Origin of the sequence: Micromonospora sp. MP36, assembly GCF_008119785.1 — a bacterium.
Taxonomy (GTDB): Bacteria; Actinomycetota; Actinomycetes; order Mycobacteriales; family Micromonosporaceae; genus Micromonospora.
This window is the reverse complement of record NZ_VSFA01000015.1, coordinates 1-19,257: the sequence shown is the minus strand read 5'-3', so window position 1 is coordinate 19,257 and position 19,257 is coordinate 1. Positions and strand designations below refer to the sequence as shown.

The window sequence follows — 19,257 nt, the reverse complement described above, 5'->3', positions numbered from 1 at the left end:
CACCTGGAGAAAGGCGCGACGATGAGCACTCAGCACGAAGCCGGCACGACCCCCCACCGCGTCCTCATCCTGGGCGCGGGTTACGCGGGCATGTCCGCGGCAGTCCAGCTCGCGGCCCGGGTCAAGCGGCGCAACGGCGTGCAGGTGACTCTGGTGAACGCGCAGGAGCGGTTCACCGAGCGACTGCGGCTGCACATGACGGCGACCGGGCAGCGGCTCGCCGAGCTGAGCATCCCGGAGCTGCTGGACGGTACGGGCGCACGGTTCGTGCGCGGCTGGGTGACGGCGGTGGACGCGGACGCGAAGACCGTCCGGATCGACGACGACCGGGTCCTGCACTACGACACGCTCGTGTACGGGTTGGGCAGCGTGGCCGACACGGCGGCGGTGCCGGGCGTCGACGACTACGCGTACACCTTGAGCAGCGCCCAGGACGCCGAGCAGCTGGCCGCCCGGCTCGCGCAGCTGGGCAGCGGCACGGTGGTGGTCGGCGGCAGCGGGCTCACCGGCATCGAGTCGGCCGCGGAGATCGCCGAGCAGCATCCGGAACTGAACGTCGTGCTGCTGGGCCGGGGGGAGCCCGGTGCGGCCATGAACTCGAAGGCCAGGGCGTATCTGCAGTCCGCGCTCCAGCGGCTGGGTGTGCAGGTGCGCAGCGGGGTCGACGTGGTGAAGGTGCTGCCCGATTCGGTCGAGCTGGCCGTCGGGGAGAGCATCGCCGCCGATGCGGTCCTGTGGACCAGCGGCACGCGGGTGTCACCGCTGGCGGCCGCCGCCGGGCTGACCGTCGACGAGCGCGGCCGCGTCGTCACCGACGCCGCGCTGCGGTCGGTGTCGCACCCGCACGTGTACGCCGTGGGCGACGCGGCAGCGATCCGCCAGGGCTACGGCGTCATGCACGGCACCTGCCAGGGCGGTATGCCGACCGGGGTGCACGCCGCGATCTCGATCATCCGTACGCTGGCCGGTAAGCAGCCCAAGCCCTTCCGCTTCGGCTACTACCACACACCGGTGAGCCTGGGCCGGCACGACGCGGTCGTACAGTTCACCCACCCCGACGACAGCCCCCGACGGATGTACCTGACCGGTCCCGTGGCGGCGCGGTACAAGGAGACGGTGACCGCCTCGCCCTGGCCGACCTACGGCCGCATGAAGAAGATGCCCGCCTCGGGCGCGTTCTGGCCCCACGGCGGCCGCTTCACCAGGGAGGCGCAGTGACCCACCTGCCTTCCGACCTCGACCAGCAGGTTTTCCACCAGCATCGCAACCTGCTCTTCTCGGTGGCCTACCGCATCCTCGGCACCGCGGCCGACGCCGAGGACGCGGTCCAGGACGCCTGGATCAAATGGTCCGCCGCCGACCGCGCGCAGGTGGCCGATCCCAAGGCGTACCTGGCCCGGATCGTGTCGAACCTGGCGCTGGAACGACTGCGCTCCACCCGGCACAAACGAGAAACCTATGTCGGACCGTGGCTTCCGGAACCCATCCTCACCACCGGCGACACCGCCGACGCCGTCACCGACGCCGAGTCGGTGTCGACGGCGATGCTGGTGGTGCTGGAAACGCTGAGCCCGCTCGAGCGCGCGGTGTTCGTGCTGAAGGAGGTCTTCGACTTCAGCCATGCCGAGATCGCGGAGGCCCTGGAGCGCTCCGAGAGCGCGGTACGGCAGGCCGCGCACCGTGCCCGTAACCATGTGCGTGCCCGGCGGCCGCGCTTCACCGCGGACCGGTCACGGCAGCGGGAGGTCACCGAGCGGTTCTTCGCCGCCGCGACCGGCGGTGACATCAATGCGCTGATGGAGTTGCTGTCCCCGGACGTCACCCTGTGGACCGACGGCGGCGGCAAGGTCCGCCAGGCCCTCCGCCCGGTCGTCGGCGCAGCCACGGTGGCCTCCTGGTTCGCCGCCATCGGCACCGTCACCTACCAGGGCGTCGAGCCGGCCGACATGAAGGTCGAAGTCGTTGAGCTCAACGGCGGCCCGGGCATCGTGTTCCGCGGTCCGGGCCGCGTGATCGCGACCGTCACCTTCGACTTCGACGCCGAAGGCCGCATCACCGCCATCCACAACGTGGCCAACCCGGACAAGCTCCGGGCGGTCGCCGATGGCACCGCGCACGACGTCGGGACGGAGTGAGCCGGGCGGTCGCTGTCCCTTCGGCCGGCGGTCGAAGGGGCAGCGCCGACCTGTCCGCCGTCAAGATCATCGGCCGGGAGCGCGTGGCCGCGCTCCCGCGACACCTCCCACCCGGTACGCCCCGCCACCCCGCCCATCCACGGCACGCTGACGTGATCGGCTGCCGGGTTGAATCACGCCCGGGGTCGATCCTGCCGCCGTCAGCTGCGTGGTTGCCTGCAGGCCCAGGCGGATCGTGCCGAGCAACAACAGCAGGATGACCTCGCCCAACGCGACGGCCCGCTCGACCAGCCCGAGGTACGGCTTCAGCGGCGAACTCGCCAGGTAGGCGGTGACGAACGGAACGAGGGCGACCAGGCAGACGGCCGCCGTCACCGCCACCACCCGGGCCCCCGGCCCGCGCCGCCGACGGGCCGTCAGCAGCGCGCCGAGCGGCAGGCTGAGCAGGGCGGCCACGGATGCCCACTTGTGGATCTCGCCAGTCGCGGTGACCGGCGCGTCGACCGGGTCGCGCGGAAAGACCGTCAACACCACCAGTCCGAGGCACCAGCAGGCGTAGCAGGCGGTGGCCAGGGGTACGGCGGTTTGCCGCCGCCACAGCAACGGACCGAGCAGGCACACCGAACTGGCGGCCAGCACCAGCACCGCCGTGTCGAAGATCCAGCCGCCCGAGGAGAGGGCATAGTCGCTGATCGTGTCGGTGACCGGGCTGAGCCGGCTCACCAGCACGTGCAACAGGGCGAACAGCACCAGCGCCAGCGCGGCGGCGGTCAATCCGAGGAGCCGGCCGAGCCGGTTGGCGATCCGAAGTGCGGCACGGGCGTCGGTCATCCGGCCCTCCCCTATCCCGAAGGCAATGACATGTGCCCCTTCCTGCCGTGTGAGCCGGCAAGGGCGCCTGCGGAGCGCGCCTCGTTCAGGGTCAGGGATCGAGGCACACCTGTTCGCGGCTCTCGCCGTCTCCCACTCGATCGGGACCGCAGAGCCAGATCAGGCTGCTCGTCCGCATCGCCTGCCGGGATCCGTGCTGGCGACCAGAGGCGCTCCGCCGAGTACCCGCCGCTCGACGATCTACGCCACGCGCCTGACCAGATTCACGGCCACCCGGAAAAACGTCTCCCACCCGAACCCGGAGGCGTTTCGCCCACGGGCGCCGCACCCGCGTTGATCAGGACCGCTGCCCGTATGTCCCGCACGGCGCCGTCATGGACTTCGAACAAGGCGGGGGCGCCAGCAGAGCGGGATGTCGACTCAGCGGTACTCGTTCTCCTTGAGCTCGATCACCCAGGCGCGGCGCTCAGCGATCTTGCCGTCGCGCATGACGAACACCTCCGCCATGGACATGCGCATCACCCCGCCCGCGGCACGCTTCGCCGTGCCGGTGAGCTCAGCCATGACGACGTCGCCCTGCTCGACCATGCGCACGACCTCCAACTCGGGAGGGTCGATGAAGGCGGGTGCGCCGTCGATGGCCTTGTCGTAGGCCTCCTTGCCGGTCAGGCGGAAGGCGCCGAAGACGGTCCACTCGATGTCATCGGTAAGGCAGGACAGGATCTGTTCGTGATCGTTCTTGCGGAAACCGTCCAGGTAGGTGTTGACGGTCTCGATGTTCCGCGACATGCCTGTTCGTTCCTCTCGCCAAGATGCTTGCCGTTCATGTTGAGAAGTGCCACGACCGGCCGCGCTCTGGATGTCCCATCAACGCCGCCGTGCTCGGGGATCGCCGGACGCTGCTCTCGCTGATGCTGCGCTGCTCGGCGACCGCCGGCACCTCCGGCAACTGCAGCCACCGTCAGATGAGGGCATCGCCTCGCACATCCTGACAGACCGGCAGCGGATCCCGACCGAGGCGGACTCCTCACACGCGACTTTCCCGGGGCGCGGCCAGCGCGCGACCGGCAGCCCTCCATGCAGTGGTCCCGTCACAGGGAGCCGCACGCCCGGGCACGGTCAGCCGGCGCGGCGTAGCCGGCCTGCCTCCTTGGCTTGGGCGTCGAGGAGCACCAGGGTCTTGCCGTCCAGTCCGGCCCGCCAGGACGAGGAGAGCCAGGCCCCGACCGGCACCCCGTCGCAGCCGATCAGGGTGCTGGGCCCGGTGGTGGCAAGGAACGCGCCTGCGGGGTCGACCACCCAGCGCCCGGCCTGGCCGTTGCAGCCGTCGGAGCCGCGCCACTCGCCGTCGGCCTTGAACTCAACGTACGCCCTCCTCGGCCCGCTCACGGGCACCCATTTTCCGACGAGCCGGTCTCGGGTGGCGGGAGTCAGGGTCGCCGGCAGCGCGGCTGCGGGCGCGAACCGCCGCCGGACCTCGTCGGTGATCTCCGGCGGCCCCACCTCGGACGCAGCCAGGTACGGCCCGGGCGTCGGTGTCGCCCCCGGTAGGAGCCGGGCAACGACCGCGCCGTCGGCGTCGAGGAGCAACGGCGTTTCGCCCTCCAGTTGGTACGACGTGACCCGGTTCAGCCATTGCGGGTTCTGTCCGGGGGCGCTGTCGCAGCCGCGACCGCCCTCCGCCCCGGTTGAGCCGAACATGCCGGCGACGAAGAAACCACCAGCGTCGGCCCGCCAGGAACCGACCAGGATCCCGCAGCGGCCGAAGAGCTGGATCTGGTCAGGTGCGAGGCGCAGGATGCCGCGCGGCTCCTCGGCCACCCCGGCCAGGGTCCAGTTGCCCAGCAGTGCCACTGGATCCGCTGATCCCAGGCCTGCGGTGACCGGCGGCAGGGCATGCGGCGGAGACTCGTCCAGCCCTGCCCCGCCGCCGCAGCCTGCTATCAGGACCCCGACCGCGACCATCGTCAAGAGACAGCTTCGCTGGCCCATCTCGTTCGCCGTCCTTCCGCCGCGCCGGCCAACAGCCGGTCCCAGTGGTTGGACGGCGCACGGTCGCCCGTGGTTGCCGCACCGGCACGGAATAGTGCGGTGCGCTTCTGATCGGCTCAACAATTCGACGGAGCAGGGCGGCCAGCGGTGTCATCCTGTTCGCGATTGGCTGTGAAGACGGCGGCTCACCGTGCCGTCTCCTCGCCCTGCGTGGCCCCGATCGCGTTGACCCGGTAGGAGCGGGTGTGCCGGGCGGGCCAGCCGAGGAACCGATCGAACATGTCACCGGCGTCGCCCGTTTCACTCCGGTTGAGCCGGTGCAGATCGTCGATCGCATCATGCAAGCAGCCGGCCAGGTAGAGGAACAGGCTCACCGGGCTGCCCTGGTACTCGGCGAGGAGAGCGAGTTTCGCCGCCCCGCAGGGCCACGGCTGCCCGCACCGGCGGCACAGCCACAGCGGGCGCAACGGCAGATGCTCCACGGGCTCCCCCGCGATCGGATGCCCCACGATGCGGCGCTGGTCCTCGGTCATCGGCGATCGCCTTCTCGGGCCTGCTGCTCGAACAACCGACGCCACACGTGGGTGAGCAGCGGCGGATCAGCGGGCCGCGCCTGCTGCCACGCAGGAACGCGCGCAAGGGATTCAGGTCGCCCGGACTGGTCGGCCCTCGCGTTACGCGAGACATACACCGTCATTCCGGCACCCCCATCCGGGCTAGTGAGCGGTGGGCTCGTCGGGGGAAAGGCGAGCCCACCGCCACACCACGGCGGCTGGGAGCAGCCCGCCGGTCACCCACCCACGCAGCCCGCACGGCAGCACGCAGGCGAGGCATCACCCACACACGAGCGGGAATGCGCTGCGGCGGCAGCGACCGATGCCAGAGGTTGGCCTGCTCGGCAACTGCCTCAGTTCGATCTAGCTCCTCGGAGCTCAACTCCTCGCACCCCCGCTCGGTAGGTCGGGCTTGATCGCCGCCCGTGTCTTCACCCAACCGCCGAGGGCATGCGGCTCCCAGGGCGGCAATGACGCAGAACTGGCGCATCCTCATTGCGCTACGCCGCGTGAGCTGGATGAATTGATCCGTGATGGTCAGCGGCAGAGGAGGACGGCGCGCCGGCAAACGCCGATATCGGCTGGCCGAGCGCCGCAAGGCGGTCGGCTTGAGCCAGGAACGCCTCGCCGAAGTTCTTGGCGTCGACCGCTCCACCGTCGTGCGGTGGGAACGAGCAGAAACTGATCCACAGCCGTGGCATCGACCGCGTTTGGCGACGGCTCTCAAACTGTCGGTCGAGGAACTGGCCGACCTGTTGGCCGATGTCGGCCAGCCGCCGTCACCGCCCAACGAGCGTCTCAACTATGTGCTGCGGCACCCCCGCCGCGTCGACCTGGTCACCGTCGCGTACCTGCGGGAGCGTGTGCAGCACCTTGATGAGCGCTACGACCGGACACCGTCGACGCTCCTGCTCGCCGAGGCGGGCCAGCTGCACGGTCAGACGGCCTTCCTTCGTCAGCACGCCAGCGACGGCTTGGTTCAGCGCGAGTTGGCCGCAGCTGTCGCCGAGTCCGCCACGCTGATGGGCCAGCTCGTGTGGGACGCCTCTCAGCGGCATGACCACCCCGCCAGCGCCGCATACTTCGATCAGGCGATCCGCGCCGCGCAGGAAACCCGCGACGTGGTCACCGAGGCTAACGCGCTGCTCCGCAAGAGCTATCTTGCCCTCTACGGCACCAAGCAGCCGACGGCTGGCATTGCCTTGACCGTACGCGCCGCCGCCGTAAGCCGCACCCACAGCCACGTGATCGCGGGCCTCGCCCAACTGCACCGTGCCGAAGCGCACGCGATGCTCGGCCAGACCCGGGACTGCTTCATCGCCCTCGGAGCCGCTGAAGATCACTTCGCCTCGGTAGATCCTCGGGATCCGGCCTCTGCCCTCTTCTGTCCCAGCCACCACGCGCGGCTCGCGGGCTCTTGCTGGCTGTCTCTGAGCAAGCCCGCCGACGCCATAGCTGCTTTGGAAAAGGCCCGACAACTCATCGCCGCACGCCGCAAGTCGACCGCCGTCGTCCTCGGGAATCTCGCCCTTGCCAGCATCCTTCACGGTGACGTCGATGCCGCCACGTCCAACCTGCACCAGGCCATCGATGTCATCGAGCGAACCCGCGCCGGGGGTGGGCTCAACCTCGCTTTCGCCGCGGCCCGCCAGCTGCGCCCCTGGCGCAACCAGTCCTCAGTCCAGGACGTCAACGACCGACTGCTCACTCTCATGACCCCATAGGAGCAACAGCGTGACCAGCATCGACCACGCCAAGCAGTCCGTCCGGCGACGCGTCTGGGACCTCCTCGAACGCGAAGGCGCCGCACCAACCGGCGTCCACGGTCACATCCCCGACTTCACCGGCAAGGAAGACGCCGCCGCCCGACTAGCAGAGCTGGATGTCTGGAAGCAGGCACGCGTCATCAAGTGCAACCCCGACCGAGCCCAACTGCCCGTCCGCGTACGCGCCCTGAAAGAGGGCAAGCTGCTCTACATGGCGGTCCCGCGGCTCGCCACACCGAAGCCCTTCTACCTGCTCGACCCGGCCGTGCTTACGGTCCCATTCGAGACTGCTGCCACCAGCACCAGGGCACCGGAGATCGCCCCCACAGTCGGCCCCGACGACATGCGCCCAGTGGACCTGATCGTCTGCGGCAGCGTCGCGATCAGCCGGCGGGACGGCGTACGGGTCGGCAAGGGCGCCGGCTACTCCGACCTGGAGATCGCACTCCTCACCGAGGCCGGACTCGTCACCACGAACACCGCCATCGCCACCACCATCCACCAGACCCAACTCCTCGACGAGGAGCTACCCCACGCAAGCCACGACTTCACCGTCGATCTCGCAATCACCCCCATCGAGGTACTCGCGTACCGACCCAGCCGGGAACGACCGCCCGGCATCATCGGGAAAAGCCTCCGTCGCGACCAGCTCGACAGCATCCCCGTACTACACGGCACAAGCTGGCACACGCCATAGATAGGACGTGATGTCCAGGTGAGCCCAGGAGCGCCGGCAGGCTTGCGCCCGCGAAACGGGATCGTGTCGTCCGGCGGCCGTGAATAGGATCGGATCATGGGCCGGACCTTCGACATCATCGCCCCGCCGCGCTCCTGAGCGGGGCGTCTGTGCTCATCGTGTCCGGCCTGTGTCGGCTGCGGTTGTGGCAGGCCGGAGGGCGGGCTCGTCGTCCCAGGCCAGTGAGCTCATTTTCCAGCCCGATGGGGTTTTGACGAACTGGGTGGTCTTCACGCCCCGGCCCTCGAACCACTCGCCGTGGAGGTAGCCGGACTTGCGGTACTCGCTGATCCGGTGGGCGATCGAGCCATGGATTTCGGTGGTCTCCGACGTCTCCCATTCCCGGAACTCGGTCAGCGTCCCGTCGGTGAGGATCTTCTCGCGAGGATCGACGAACTGGCGCAGGTCGTAGACCACCGGGGTCGCGCCGGCGTTGCTGATGATCATCCCTTCGGGGATGAACACCTCGTAGATCGCCTCGACGTTCGGCCTGGTGCCGCCGGGACTGGCGAAGGCACCCAGGAAGGTGGCCATCAGGCCGTCGAGTTCGGCCTTCACCTCGGCGGACATGATGCCCCGGTCGGTGGGAGGGGCCGGTCGGCCGGCGCGTCGGGCCCGCCACTCGTCGGCTAGCACGGACCAGATCTCGAGGTCGATCCGTCCGCCCGCGCCGTCCGGGTAGAGCTGGCGCAGCGTTCCGTCGCGGCTCATTCCCAGCCTCTGCGCGACCGCGACGCTGCGCTCGTTGCGGGCGTTGGTGCGCCATTCGACGCGAGCAATGCCGCGTTCTTCGACGGCCCAGTCGATGATCCGCTCCGCGGCGCGGGTGATCAGCCCGCGGCCCTGTGCGCCGGGCTCCAGCCAGCAGCCCGCTTCGCAGACGCCCAGCGCGGTGTCGAAGGAGACGAACATGACGCCGCCGACCAGGCGGCCGTCCAGCCAGATGCCCCAGATGCCGCCGCCGTCCTGAGCCCGCTTGTCCGCGTAACGCTGCAGTACGGCGCGGGCCTCGCCGAGATCGCGGGCGACGAAGGCGGGCGAGACCCACGGCGTGATGTGCTCGCGCGCCCGGTCCAGGTGGGCGAGGAACTCCTCGGCCTGCCACGGTTCCAGTGGGCGCAGCACGGCCGAGTCGGCGAGCGGCAGCGCGAACATCACAACCTCCGTACATAACAAACGTTTGGCATGTATGCTAGCAGGCCATGAGCCCCGCACGCACCGACCATGACTCCCGACGCCAGGACGTCTCGGAGGCGGTGTGGCAGGTCCTGGCCGAGCACGGCTTCGGCGGCCTCACCATGCGCGCCGTAGCTGCGGCCCTGGGCTCCTCGACCGGACTGGTCACCCACTACTTCGCGGGCAAGCGCGAACTGATCGCCCACGCCCTCGACATCCTCGAGGTACGCACCGCGCAGCGCCCCCGGCAGGCCGCGCCCGCACCCGGACTGGCGGCGCTGCGCACCCAGATGCTCAACATCCTCCCGCTGACCCCCGACGCAGCGGCGATGAACCGGATCTGGGTCGGCTCCTGGGACGTCGCCCTGTCCGACCCCGACCTGTTCGCCGCCCAGAGCCTTCGCTACGAACGCATCCGCGCAGGCCTGCGTACCTCCATCGAGGAAGCACAACGGCTGGGCGAGCTTCCCGACGGGGACTCAGGCCGGCTCGCGACGATCGTGCTGGCGTTCACCCACGGCCTGGTGGTCCAGGCGCTGTTCGACCCCGAGCGGCTGCCGGCCCCGGCGCAGACCCGGCTGGTCGACGATTTCGTCGCATCGCTCACCCGCAGAACCGCCTGACCACCCACCCGCGCCGGCACTGGCCCGCGGTAAGGAGTCAGTTCCGCTTAGGCATTTACATCCATGCAATGATCGACTACGGTGATCGGAACTCGAGTACCCGTTGGGTGGCGGCCCCCTTACACCGTGTGACTCCCGCGCCTGTTGCGTATGGGAGAGCACCAAAAGTGACAGTGGGAGATTGCCTTGGGTTCCGACCCCGCACAGAGTTCATCCGGTCAGCGACAAGCCTCCTCGCACGACGTACCAATCCAGCACCCGCCGGCGAAGAAGCATTTCCTCCGGCGCATCCGCCCCGCCTCCGTATTGGTGCCCCTGGCAGCGGGCGCCCTCGTCCTGGGCGCCACCCACCTGTGGGGGCCAGGCGCTGCGCATCGACTTGACGGCGCCGCCATGTCCGCGGCCCCCGCCTACACCGTCGGTCTACAGCCGCCGCAGGATCCGGGTCCGTTCCCGGGCAGCGTGACACCCACCTCCGCCACCATCACGATCGCCGGCCAGCGGGACGGAGACAGCACGTTCGAGGTCGTCAAATACGACCAGGTGCAGCCGAAGACCCCGGGCCAGATGGACTTCGCGCACTTCCACACGGGCATCGAGATCCAGTGGTGGCTGAAGAAGTGGGCCCACGAGCGTCCCGACCTCGTCGACCTGCACATCGTCGGCGAGAGCTACAGCGGTCAGCCGATCTACCAGTTGACCATCACGAACAAGTCCACCGGCGCGGACACCGACAAGCCGGCCGCCTACTTCGAGGGGAATCGCCACTCGGGCGAGATCTCGTCGGCCGAGAGTTCGCTGTGGCTGGCGCACCATCTCATCACCCAGGCCGGCAAGGACGAGACAGTCGACAAACTGCTCGACGAAAAGACCGTGTACATCCGACCGGTCAACAATCCCGACGGCCACGACATGTACCTGTACACGGCCCAGACGAACCGGTCGACGGTGCGGCCGGACGACAACGACGGGGACGGCAAGCGCGACGAGGACCCGGGTGAGGACCTCAATGGCGACGGGTACCTGAGCCAGATGCGTCAGTACGTCGGCGCGGGCAAGGGAACCCACGTCGTCGACGAGCGGGATCCGGCCGGGAACGCCATGCTCAGCGTCGGCGCGGGCAAGGGCGACTACCTGATGTTCTCCGAGGGCGTCGACAACGACGGCGACGGCCGCTACAACGAGGACGGCGTCGGCGGTCTCGACCTGCACCGCAACTACCCGTACAACTGGCATGTCATGCCGGCGGACGACGCGACCGGCCGGAACCTGACCCAGGGTGGTGCCGGCGCGTACCCGTTGTCGGAGCCGGAGACCCGGCACGTGTACACCTGGCTGATGTCGCATACCAACATCGGTGCGGTGAACAGCATGGACACGCGGGTGCCCATGCATCTGCGGGGACCGTCGACCTGCGACCCCGTCGAGTGCATGTACGCGAGCGACCGCAAGCTCTACGAGCACTTCGACAAGGCGGGTGCCTCGTTCACCGGCTACCGGAACACGGGAAGCGTCTACATCGACTACGCCACGCGCAATGGTGGCCAGCCGACGCCGCTGTTCGGGCACGGCCCTGACTTCGGCTACTTCCAGTACGGCGCGGTCTGGTACGGCGACGAGATCTGGAACGGTGGGGACTACGTCGACTTCGACAAGGATGGCAGGTATGCCGACTGGGAGCGGTCGCGGTGGTGCGCCGAGAACGGCCGCACGAACTGCTTCCTGCCGTGGACCCAGGTGCAACATCCCAAGCTGGGGAAGGTCGAGATCGGCGGGATCAACCCCAAGTTCTGGTCGCAGAACCCGTCGGCGGATCTGATCGGCACCTGGGCTGCCAACCAGGCCCGGTTCAACCTCTATCTGCTCGAGTCACTGCCGCAGGTCGACCTGACCGAGGTCACCGCCAAGAAGCTCACGGGCACCCAGAGCGACGGCGCGACGCACGAGATCACGGCGACGGTCAGGAACACCGGCCGCATTCCGACGGCTCTCGAGCAGGCGAAGGAGATCAAGATCGTCGCTCCGGACACGGTCAAGGTCGACGGCGCCCGCGCCGTGGGCGCCGCGCCGCAGTTCTACCTGGACGGTGACGACAAGCAGAAGGTCCGGCTTCGGGTGGTCAGGACCGGCACCGACTCCATCACGGTGAAGGCGGTCAGCGTTCGTGGCGGTCTGGACACCGCCTCCGTACGCCTGAGCTGATCGCTTGAGGTGCCCCCGCTCCGCATGGCGGGGCGGGGACACCTCCGCGGCCTACCAAGACAAGCCGCTGCACCACCGCACTTCAGGTCGGTGGTGCAGCGGCTTTCCGATTTCGTGCGGCCGAAGGCCGCGAAAGCTCTTGGGGCGCCCCGGCTAGTTGGGGTGGTTCTGCTGGTCGATGTACTGTTGCAGCACTGACAGCGGTGCGCCGTCGAGGGAGCCAGCGAAGTAGGAGCCGGCCCACAGTCGGGTGCCGCGCCAATAGTAGCGGCGGATGTCAGGGAAGTCGCGGCGTAGGTAACGCGAGGACACGCCCTTGAGGGAGTTGACCAGCCGGGTCAGTGCCACCTTGGGCGGGAAGTTGACCAGCAGGTGGACGTGGTTGTCTCCGCCGTTGAACTCGACCAGCTCGCACTCGAACTGTTCGCACACCTGCCGCATCGCCTGTTCGAGGTAGCGCAGATGTTCGTCCGTGAAGACGCACGCCCGGTACTTCGTGACGAAAACCAAGTGAGCGTGAAGCAGGAAAGTGCAGTGCCTGCCAGTGCGAATCGGGTACCCGTCGACCATGACACCAAGTGTAGGATTGGCAGTGTGAAGGCGGATACGGGCCGCAGGTACCGGCTGTACCCCAGCGACGAGCAGGCCGTGCGTCTGGCCTCGTGGGGGCACACGTGCCGCTGGCTGTATAACACCGCCTGGGAGCAGCGCCAGTTCGCCTGGCGGCAGCGCAAGGTCACCCTCGGGCTCGCCGCGCAGTGCGCCTCCTTGACGCAGGCGCGTAGGGACTTCGACTGGGTCGCCGACCTGCCGGCACAGTCCGGCCAGCAGGTACTGCGCCAACTAAACCAGGCGTACCAGAACTGGTGGAATCCGCAGCATCCCGCCGGGGCGCCGACCCGTAAACGTCGCTCTGTCCGGCTGTCGATTCCCTTCCCCGGTCAGGCGGTCCACGTCCGCCGCCTCAACCGCCGCTGGAGCGCCGTCACCCTCCCGAAGGTCGGCGAGGTCCGCTTCCGTTGGTCCCGCCCCTTGGGCGGCGCGGTCCGCAACGCGGTGGTGTCCTTCGACGGCGTTGCCTGGCACATCGGTTTCGGCGTCCACGCCGGCGTCAAGGCGCCCGAGGCCCACGCCCAGCCCGGCACCGTCGTGGGCGTCGACCGTGGAGTGAAGGTCGCCCTAGCGATGTCCGATGGCCGCATGTGGAACAGAGCCTTCACGACCGCTGGCCAGGAACGCGACCTGGCCCGACTCAAGTCGAAGGCCGGCCGGCAGGAAACCGCCCGCCGTAAGCGCGGCCTGAAGACCTCGAACCGTGCCCGTAAGGTCCGTGCGGAGATCGGCCGGACCGAGGCGAAGATCCGCAACCGCCGCCGTGACTTCGTGATGTGGGCCGCCAACCGGATTTGCGCCCAGCATGCGATCGTCAAGCTCGAAAACCTCAACACCAAGGCCATGACCGCCACCGCGAAAGGCACCATCGAGGAACCCGGCACGAACGTCCGGCAGAAGGCCGGACTGAACCGGGCAATCCTCGACAAAGGCTGGGGCATGTTCGAGACAGCCCTGGCCAACCAGGGACGCACCACCGGCACCCGGATCGTGAAGGTGCCAGCTGCGTTCACCTCCCAGCGGTGCAGCCGCTGCGGGAACACACACCCGAACAACCGCGAAAGCCAAGCGACGTTCCGGTGCGGATCCTGCGGACACCAGGCCAACGCTGACGTGAACGCCGCGATCAACATCAGGGACGCCGCCGAGGCGACGCCCCCACTCACCGGGCGGGCAGTCCGGGACAGGAACCGAAAGGCGTCCTGTCGACCACCCACCCACCCAGCGTTGCAAGCAACCGGCGCTGGAAGCGGGAATCTCCCGCCCCTAGGCAGGAGTGGATGTCAAGGCAACAAGGAGAAGCTCTTCGCTGCGGCGGCCGAGTTCGACCTGCACCTGCCGGACGCCCGCCAACTCCCGCAAGAGCGGCTGGGCGAGGCGCTGGTCCGCCACTTCCTGCAGCGGTGGGAGGTGGACGAGTCACTGGCCGCGCTGCTGCGGGCGGCCGTGACGAACAACGCCGCCGCGGAGCGGATGCGGCAGATCTTCGCCACCCAGGTCGCCCCGGCCGTCGCTGCCGGCTGCCCCGACCCGGCCGAGGCCGCACGGCGGGCCGGCCTCATCGCCAGCCAGATCCTCGGCCTCGCCCTGTGCCGGTACGTCGTGCAGCTACCGCCCGTCGCGGCGATGACGTCGGACGAGCTCGCCGCCCGGGTCGGCCCTGTCGTGACCGGCTATCTCACCGGTGCCAGCTGAGCTCGGTTCTGCGGGTGGCGTCACCGCCGCCCGTGCTCCTGCGCCAGCGCCTCGACCGTCGACTCGATCTGCGCCTGGGTGTGGGTCGCGTTGATGAAGAAGCGCAGCCGCGCGGCGGTCTCCTCGACCGCGGGATACAGGATGGGCTGGACGTTGACGCCGCGCTGCCGCATCCGGTCCGCCAGCACCAATGCGACCTCCGACCCGCCGGTGATGACCGGTACGACCGGCGCCGACCCGGCGCCTACCTCGATGCCCGCGCGGACGGTCAGCCGCCGGAACAGTTGGGCGTTGTCGCGCAACCGCACCACCCGCTCGGGTTCGTCGCCGAGTTGGCGCAGTGCGGCCAGCGCCGCCGCCGCGGACGCCGGCGGAAGACCGACGCTGTAGAGGAATCCCGGACAGGTGTAGCGCAGGTACTCGATGAGCTGCGCATCGCCGGCGACGTAGCCGCCGCAGCTGGCCAGCGCCTTGGACAGCGTCCCCATCCAGACGTCGACGTCGCACGGGCGCACCCCCCAGTGCTCCCCGGCGCCGCGGCCTGTCGCGCCGAGCACCCCGAGGCTGTGCGCCTCGTCAACGTAGAGCAGGAACCCGTGCCGGCGGCGCAGCTCCACGAGGGCGGGCAGGTCGGCAAGGTCGCCGTCCATGCTGTAGACGCCCTCGACTGCCACCAGCACCCGGCGGTGGCGCGGTGCGAGCTCGGTGAGCAGCCGGTCGAGCGCGTCGAGGTCGTTGTGCGGGAAGGATCGGCGGTGCGCCCGGGACAGCCGGATGCCCTGCAGGATGCTGTCGTGCGCCAGCGCGTCGTGCAGTGCCAGGTCGTCGCGTCGCAGCAGGTGTCCGAGCACGCTCACGTTCGTGGCGTGTCCGCTCACCATGGCCAGGGCGGCCTCCGTACCGAGAAAGGCCGCCACGGCCTCCTCCAGGTCGCGGTGCAGCGGCCGTTCCCCGGAGGCGACCCGGCTGGCCGAGACGGAGGTGCCGTAGCGGGCGAGGGCGTCGGTGGCGGCGGCGACCACGGCGGGATGCGTGGCGAGGCCGAGGTAGTCGTAGCCGGAGAAATCGACCAACTCGGTCCCGCGGATGCGGGTCGTGGCGCCGAGCGCGCCGTCGTGCGGCACGAAGTACGGGTTGGCCACGCCGATGCGTTCCGGGAGGGAGAGCCGCTCCTGGAATGCGGCGAGTTCGGGCGGCACCGGGCCCCGGACGGCAGAGGAGGCCTGGCGGGCGGCGGCAACGTCGGGACCAGCGGCCGGGTCGGTCGCGTCGGTGGGCGCTCCGGCCGGGTCGGTTGCCGGGTCGAAGGTCGCGGTCAGCCAGGCGTCGATGTCGGCGATCGTCGTGGTGCGCCGCAGCAGATCCTCTGGAAGCTGGTCCAGCTCCGGATGTGCCGAGATCAGCTGTTCCTCCAGCTCGATCAGCATCAGCGAGTCGAAGCCGAGGTCGTCCACGAGGGCCTGGTCGGCACGCAGCGAGTCCGGCGGGTAGGACCCCGCCTTCGCGACGGCGGCGAGCAGGGCCGACCGTACCGGCGGCGCGGCGGCCGGAGCGGGGTCGACGGCGACGGGCGCGGCTGCGCGGGTGGGCGGTTCCGGTGTGGGGCCCCGCCGGACGGCCCAGTAGCGCACCGCGTCGCCGGCCGGGGCCGGGATGGTCGCCGGTCGCGGCAGGCCGGCGGCCTGCTCAAGAACGACGTGCACGTTCGTGCCGCCGAAGCCGAACGAGCTGACCGCGGCCCGGTGTGGCACACCGTCGCCGCAGGTGGGCAAGGGCTGCGCGGTGGGGGCGATGCGCAGCGCGCCGAGGGCGGGTTCGGGGTCCTCGCAGTTGACCTGTGGTGGCACGGTCGCGTGCCGGAGCACCAGGACCGCCTTGAGCAGGCCGGCGATGCCCGCGGGGGACATGGTGTGGCCGATGTTCGCCTTGACCGAGGACACGTGCACTGGAGTGCCGTCGCCGAGCACGGTGCGCAGGGCGGCCAGTTCGACGGCGTCGCCGGCCGGGGTGGCGGTGCCGTGGCACTCGACGAATCCCACGGTGGCCGGGTCCACGGCGGCGTCGGCGTACGCCCGGCGCAGGCTGGTCACCTGGCCGTCCAGGCGCGGGGTCATGGGTCCCTCGGCGCGGCCGTCGTTGGCGCAGCCGGTGCCGCGGATGACCGCGTACACCTGGTCACCGGCGGCGAGGGCGTCGTCGAGGCGCTTGAGGACGACGACGCCGACGCCCTCGCCGAGCACGAAGCCGTCGGCGCGCCGGTCGAACGGGCGGCACACGCCGGTGCGGGAGACCGCGCCGATGCGGGAGAAGCCGATCAGGTTGTCGGGTACGAGGTTCAGGTAGACGCCGCCGGCGACGGCGAGGTCGCACTGGCCGGCGCGCAGGTGGACGACGGCCTCGTGCACCGCGACGAGCGCCGACGCGCAGGCGGCGTCGACGACGAAGCTGGGTCCGCCGAGGTCGAACACCGCGCTGACGGTGGCGGCGGCCATGTTCAGCAGGGTCCCGGGAATGGTGTACGCGCGGGGCGGCGCCACCCCGGCCACCGCGGCTTGTGCGGCCTGCGGGTCCAGTGGCGTGCCGAATTCGCCGGCGGCCATCTGCCGGGCGCGGATCCGGCTGGTCAGCAGGTCCTTGTACTCGCTGACCGATGCGCCCACGTAGACGCCGGTGCGGTCGCGGGGCAGGTCGACGTCGGCATGGCGCAGTGCGTCCTCGGTGACCTGGACCAGCAGCCGGTGCTGCGGGTCGGTCACCTCGACGCGGCGGGGCGCGAGGGCGTACCGGGCGGCCGGGAAGGTGTCCACCTGGGGCAGGTGGGCCACGACGTCGGTGTACGCGAAGTCCGCCGCCCGGGCGTCGTCGGGGTCGTGCATCCAGCCGTGCCGCCAGCGGTGCGGCGACACCCGGCCGGTGGCGACCCGGCCGGTGCGGATCAGGTCCCAGTAGGCGTCGAGGTTCGCGGCGCCGGGGAAGCGGCAGGCGGCGCCGACGACGGCGATCGGGGCGGCGGTGGTCATCCGGCGGATCCGGCGGCGGTGAGCAGCCCGGGTGGCCCGGGGATCTCGGTGACCGCTTGGGCGGGCACCCGGGGCAGGTCGTGCCGGGTCAGCTGAAGGGCGCGCAGCAGCGGCAGCACCACCTCGGCGAGGAAGACGCCGCGGTCGATGCCGGCGGCGCGCATCACCTCGATGCGGCTGGCGTAGTCGGGCAGCAGGTCCTCGGCGGGCATCCGGAAGGTGCGCAGCACGTACGCGAGGTCGGCGAGGGTGCCCGACCGGTCGTCGGCCAGATGTAGGCGGATCATCTTCAGGTAGAAGCGGGAGTGGGCCATCTCGTCGCGCCCCACCAGGCGGTAGATCTCCGGCAGCACCGGGTCGCCGTGCCGGGTCGCCCACTGGCGCTGCTTTCGGTAGATGACGAACGTGGTCAGCTCCTGCAGGGCGCCGTAGATGGTCATCCGGCGGCCGTCGTCGTAGGGCGGCTCCCAGCGGCGGGCCAGTACGGTGTCGGCGTAGTCGTGTAGCTGCGCGTCGGTGCGGGCGCCGCTGCGGCGCAGGTACTCGCGGAGCACCAGGGAGTGTCTGGCCTCCTCGTAGCCCCAGTTCGCCGCGAACCAGGCGCGGCCGTAGTCGCTGCGCATCAGGTCGAGGTGGGCGCGCAGGTAGTCCGGCAGGTACATCTCCACGCCGCAGAACGTCTCCGCGGAGAGCGTCAGCCGCGGGTCGGGGTCGTGGCCGGCGAGGCGGTCCCAGTCGATGTCGGTGAACACGTTCCAGCGGCGGGTCCGTTCGGCCTGCTCGAAGAAGGTCATGAACTCGCGGTGGAACGCCTCCCGCAGCGCCCGGTCGGTCATGGCGTACCGGCCGGCAGTCGGGCGGCGAGCACGCCGGACAGGTCGCCGATGCTGCGGACGGTGGCCAGTTCCTCGTCCGGTACGCGGACCCGTAGCCGCTCCTCCGCCCAGGCGACCAGTTCCAGGGCCTGCAGGCTGTCCAGCCCCAGCGTGGCGAGGTCGGCGTCGACCGTCAGCGCGGGGGCGGGACGGCCGGTCACGTCGGCGATCCCGGCGGCGATCAGGGCCAGCAGCTCATCGGTGGACACGGGTACTCCTAGATCTCGTCGATGCGGCGCAGCGACCACTGCGCGAGTGACTGGTAGTGCATCTCGAAGGCGCGGATGCACGCAGTCAGGTAGCGGTCGTAGTCGGCGAAGATTTGCCCGCCCCAGCGGTCGCGGATCTGCTGCTCGTGGGTGCGCAGCCGGTCGCGCCAGTGCGCACAGGTGCGCCGGTAGTCCTCCCGCCGGGTGCGCACCTCCGCGATCTCCCAGTACGGGTTGACCGCGGCCACGATGTCCTCCATGCGCGGGGTTATGCCGCCGGGGAAGATCTGGTACGTGACCCAGCCGACCTCGCGGATGTCGGCGGGGATGCGCGGCGCGCGGTTGCGCAGGATCGACTGCAGCGCGAAGTGGGCGCCCGGACGGCTCCACTCCCAAGCCCGCCGGAAGTAGTCCCGGTAGCGGGCGACCGACTCCCCCGCGCGGGCCTGCTCTGGGGTGCAGACGTGCTCGATCATGCAGATGGACATGATCGTGTCGAAGCGGACCGGCGGCGTGTAGTCGTGGTAGTCCACGCAGGACGCGGTGACGCCGGGCAGGTCGCGGCGGCGGATCTCGGCGTACTGGGCCTCCGACAAGGTGATGCCGTGGACGTCGCGGACGCCCCGGTCGACGGCCAGGTATTCGAGGTTGGCGCCCCAGCCGCAGCCGATGTCCAGCACCCGCGAGTCGGGCGTGACCCGGCCGTACCGGTGCAGCAGTTTGAGCTTGGCGACCTGGGCGGCCTCGAGGTCGTCGGTGTCGTCGAAGACGGCACACGTGTAGTTCATCCGCTCGTCCAGCCAGAGCCGGAAGAACTCGTTGTCGACGTCG

Annotated in this window: 17 protein-coding genes and 1 pseudogene; 7 read left to right on the top strand and 11 right to left on the bottom strand. The window is 70.0% G+C overall.

The features are described from left to right. Positions 1 to 21 precede the first annotated feature (21 nt). Both FXF52_RS14480 and FXF52_RS14475 read left to right on the top strand, forming a co-directional pair. Positions 22 to 1,218, top strand: a complete 1,197-nt coding sequence (locus tag FXF52_RS14480; protein ID WP_148797407.1) for an NAD(P)/FAD-dependent oxidoreductase — start codon at positions 22 to 24, stop codon at positions 1,216 to 1,218. Beyond that, positions 1,215 to 2,135: an RNA polymerase sigma-70 factor gene (locus tag FXF52_RS14475; RefSeq protein WP_148797406.1), complete on the top strand. Its 921-nt coding sequence runs from the start codon at positions 1,215 to 1,217 to the stop codon at positions 2,133 to 2,135. Before FXF52_RS14480 ends, FXF52_RS14475 begins: the two co-directional genes overlap by 4 nt. 66 nt (positions 2,136 to 2,201) lie before the next feature. On the opposite strand, the gene FXF52_RS14470 is transcribed toward FXF52_RS14475, so the two are convergent. The 5 genes from FXF52_RS14470 to amcA form a co-directional block, all read right to left on the bottom strand. Next, complete coding sequence (locus tag FXF52_RS14470; protein ID WP_148797405.1) at positions 2,202 to 2,966, bottom strand: DUF998 domain-containing protein; 765 nt, start codon at positions 2,964 to 2,966, stop codon at positions 2,202 to 2,204. Positions 2,967 to 3,386: 420 nt separating this feature from the next. Then, the gene (locus FXF52_RS14465) at positions 3,387 to 3,755 is read right to left on the bottom strand and encodes a nuclear transport factor 2 family protein (protein WP_148797404.1); all 369 of its coding nucleotides are present in this window, start codon (positions 3,753 to 3,755) and stop codon (positions 3,387 to 3,389) included. 330 nt (positions 3,756 to 4,085) lie between these two features. Beyond that, positions 4,086 to 4,820: a hypothetical protein gene (locus FXF52_RS14460; RefSeq protein ID WP_148797403.1), complete on the bottom strand. Its 735-nt coding sequence runs from the start codon at positions 4,818 to 4,820 to the stop codon at positions 4,086 to 4,088. A gap of 323 nt (positions 4,821 to 5,143) precedes the next feature. Further along, entirely contained in the window at positions 5,144 to 5,491 is a 348-nt protein-coding gene (locus FXF52_RS14455) for a hypothetical protein (protein ID WP_148797402.1), read from the bottom strand. Then, on the bottom strand, positions 5,488 to 5,655 hold the full coding sequence (gene amcA / locus FXF52_RS43860; protein WP_305069346.1) for a multiple cyclophane-containing RiPP AmcA: 168 nt from the start codon (positions 5,653 to 5,655) through the stop codon (positions 5,488 to 5,490). Before amcA ends, FXF52_RS14455 begins: the two co-directional genes overlap by 4 nt. Positions 5,656 to 6,045: 390 nt before the next feature. Between amcA and FXF52_RS14445 the strand changes: the two genes are divergently transcribed. Further along, a complete protein-coding gene (locus FXF52_RS14445; RefSeq protein WP_148797480.1) occupies positions 6,046 to 7,236 on the top strand; it encodes a helix-turn-helix transcriptional regulator in 1,191 nt (396 codons plus the stop codon). Positions 7,237 to 7,246: 10 nt separating this feature from the next. Next, a complete protein-coding gene (locus FXF52_RS14440) occupies positions 7,247 to 7,975 on the top strand; it encodes a 5-formyltetrahydrofolate cyclo-ligase (protein WP_148797400.1) in 729 nt (242 codons plus the stop codon). A gap of 645 nt (positions 7,976 to 8,620) precedes the next feature. Here FXF52_RS14440 and FXF52_RS43055 read toward each other — a convergent pair. After that, positions 8,621 to 9,169 (bottom strand): annotated as a pseudogene (locus tag FXF52_RS43055) (GNAT family N-acetyltransferase); the annotation flags it as partial. Between the two features lie 47 nt (positions 9,170 to 9,216). Here FXF52_RS43055 and FXF52_RS14430 point away from each other — a divergent pair. Together FXF52_RS14430 and FXF52_RS14425 are read left to right on the top strand one after the other, a co-directional pair. Then, entirely contained in the window at positions 9,217 to 9,813 is a 597-nt protein-coding gene (locus FXF52_RS14430) for a TetR/AcrR family transcriptional regulator (protein WP_148797399.1), read from the top strand. A gap of 393 nt (positions 9,814 to 10,206) precedes the next feature. Continuing rightward, the gene (locus FXF52_RS14425; protein WP_222870515.1) at positions 10,207 to 12,015 is read left to right on the top strand and encodes a M14 family metallopeptidase; all 1,809 of its coding nucleotides are present in this window, start codon (positions 10,207 to 10,209) and stop codon (positions 12,013 to 12,015) included. A 153-nt stretch (positions 12,016 to 12,168) separates the two neighbouring features. Here the strand turns inward: FXF52_RS14425 and tnpA are convergent, their stop codons facing one another. Further along, positions 12,169 to 12,585 carry an IS200/IS605 family transposase gene (gene tnpA, locus FXF52_RS14420; RefSeq protein WP_148797398.1) on the bottom strand — a complete coding sequence of 139 codons (417 nt, stop codon included), beginning with the start codon at positions 12,583 to 12,585 and terminating at the stop codon, positions 12,169 to 12,171. Here tnpA and FXF52_RS14415 point away from each other — a divergent pair. Beyond that, on the top strand, positions 12,478 to 14,322 hold the full coding sequence (locus FXF52_RS14415) for an RNA-guided endonuclease TnpB family protein (protein WP_148797397.1): 1,845 nt from the start codon (positions 12,478 to 12,480) through the stop codon (positions 14,320 to 14,322). The genes tnpA and FXF52_RS14415 overlap by 108 nt on opposite strands. Before the next feature lie 20 nt (positions 14,323 to 14,342). Here FXF52_RS14415 and FXF52_RS14410 read toward each other — a convergent pair whose 3' ends face one another. From FXF52_RS14410 to FXF52_RS14395, 4 genes are all read right to left on the bottom strand, one after another. Next, on the bottom strand, positions 14,343 to 17,342 hold the full coding sequence (locus tag FXF52_RS14410; RefSeq protein WP_148797396.1) for an aminotransferase class I/II-fold pyridoxal phosphate-dependent enzyme: 3,000 nt from the start codon (positions 17,340 to 17,342) through the stop codon (positions 14,343 to 14,345). Then, positions 17,339 to 18,178: an acyl-ACP desaturase gene (locus FXF52_RS14405; protein WP_148797395.1), complete on the bottom strand. Its 840-nt coding sequence runs from the start codon at positions 18,176 to 18,178 to the stop codon at positions 17,339 to 17,341. Before FXF52_RS14405 ends, FXF52_RS14410 begins: the two co-directional genes overlap by 4 nt. Beyond that, complete coding sequence (locus FXF52_RS14400) at positions 18,175 to 18,426, bottom strand: acyl carrier protein (RefSeq protein WP_187413499.1); 252 nt, start codon at positions 18,424 to 18,426, stop codon at positions 18,175 to 18,177. Before FXF52_RS14400 ends, FXF52_RS14405 begins: the two co-directional genes overlap by 4 nt. Before the next feature lie 8 nt (positions 18,427 to 18,434). After that, the coding region (locus tag FXF52_RS14395) for a class I SAM-dependent methyltransferase (protein WP_148797394.1) at positions 18,435 to 19,257 on the bottom strand (823 nt) is incomplete at its 5' end.

Excerpts from the sequence above, each read along its gene's own strand:
- FXF52_RS14480 (WP_148797407.1), top strand. The coding sequence starts at position 22 with ATGAGCACTCAGCACGAAGCCGGCACGACCCCCCACCGCGTCCTCATC.
- FXF52_RS14470 (WP_148797405.1), bottom strand. The coding sequence starts at position 2,966 with ATGACCGACGCCCGTGCCGCACTTCGGATCGCCAACCGGCTCGGCCGG.
- FXF52_RS14465 (WP_148797404.1), bottom strand. The coding sequence starts at position 3,755 with ATGTCGCGGAACATCGAGACCGTCAACACCTACCTGGACGGTTTCCGC.
- FXF52_RS14455 (WP_148797402.1), bottom strand. The coding sequence starts at position 5,491 with ATGACCGAGGACCAGCGCCGCATCGTGGGGCATCCGATCGCGGGGGAG.
- amcA (WP_305069346.1), bottom strand. The coding sequence starts at position 5,655 with ATGACGGTGTATGTCTCGCGTAACGCGAGGGCCGACCAGTCCGGGCGA.
- FXF52_RS14445 (WP_148797480.1), top strand. The coding sequence starts at position 6,046 with ATGGTCAGCGGCAGAGGAGGACGGCGCGCCGGCAAACGCCGATATCGG.
- FXF52_RS14430 (WP_148797399.1), top strand. The coding sequence starts at position 9,217 with ATGAGCCCCGCACGCACCGACCATGACTCCCGACGCCAGGACGTCTCG.
- FXF52_RS14425 (WP_222870515.1), top strand. The coding sequence starts at position 10,207 with ATGTCCGCGGCCCCCGCCTACACCGTCGGTCTACAGCCGCCGCAGGAT.
- FXF52_RS14415 (WP_148797397.1), top strand. The coding sequence starts at position 12,478 with ATGTTCGTCCGTGAAGACGCACGCCCGGTACTTCGTGACGAAAACCAA.
- tnpA (WP_148797398.1), bottom strand. The coding sequence starts at position 12,585 with ATGGTCGACGGGTACCCGATTCGCACTGGCAGGCACTGCACTTTCCTG.
- FXF52_RS14410 (WP_148797396.1), bottom strand. The coding sequence starts at position 17,342 with ATGACCACCGCCGCCCCGATCGCCGTCGTCGGCGCCGCCTGCCGCTTC.
- FXF52_RS14405 (WP_148797395.1), bottom strand. The coding sequence starts at position 18,178 with ATGACCGACCGGGCGCTGCGGGAGGCGTTCCACCGCGAGTTCATGACC.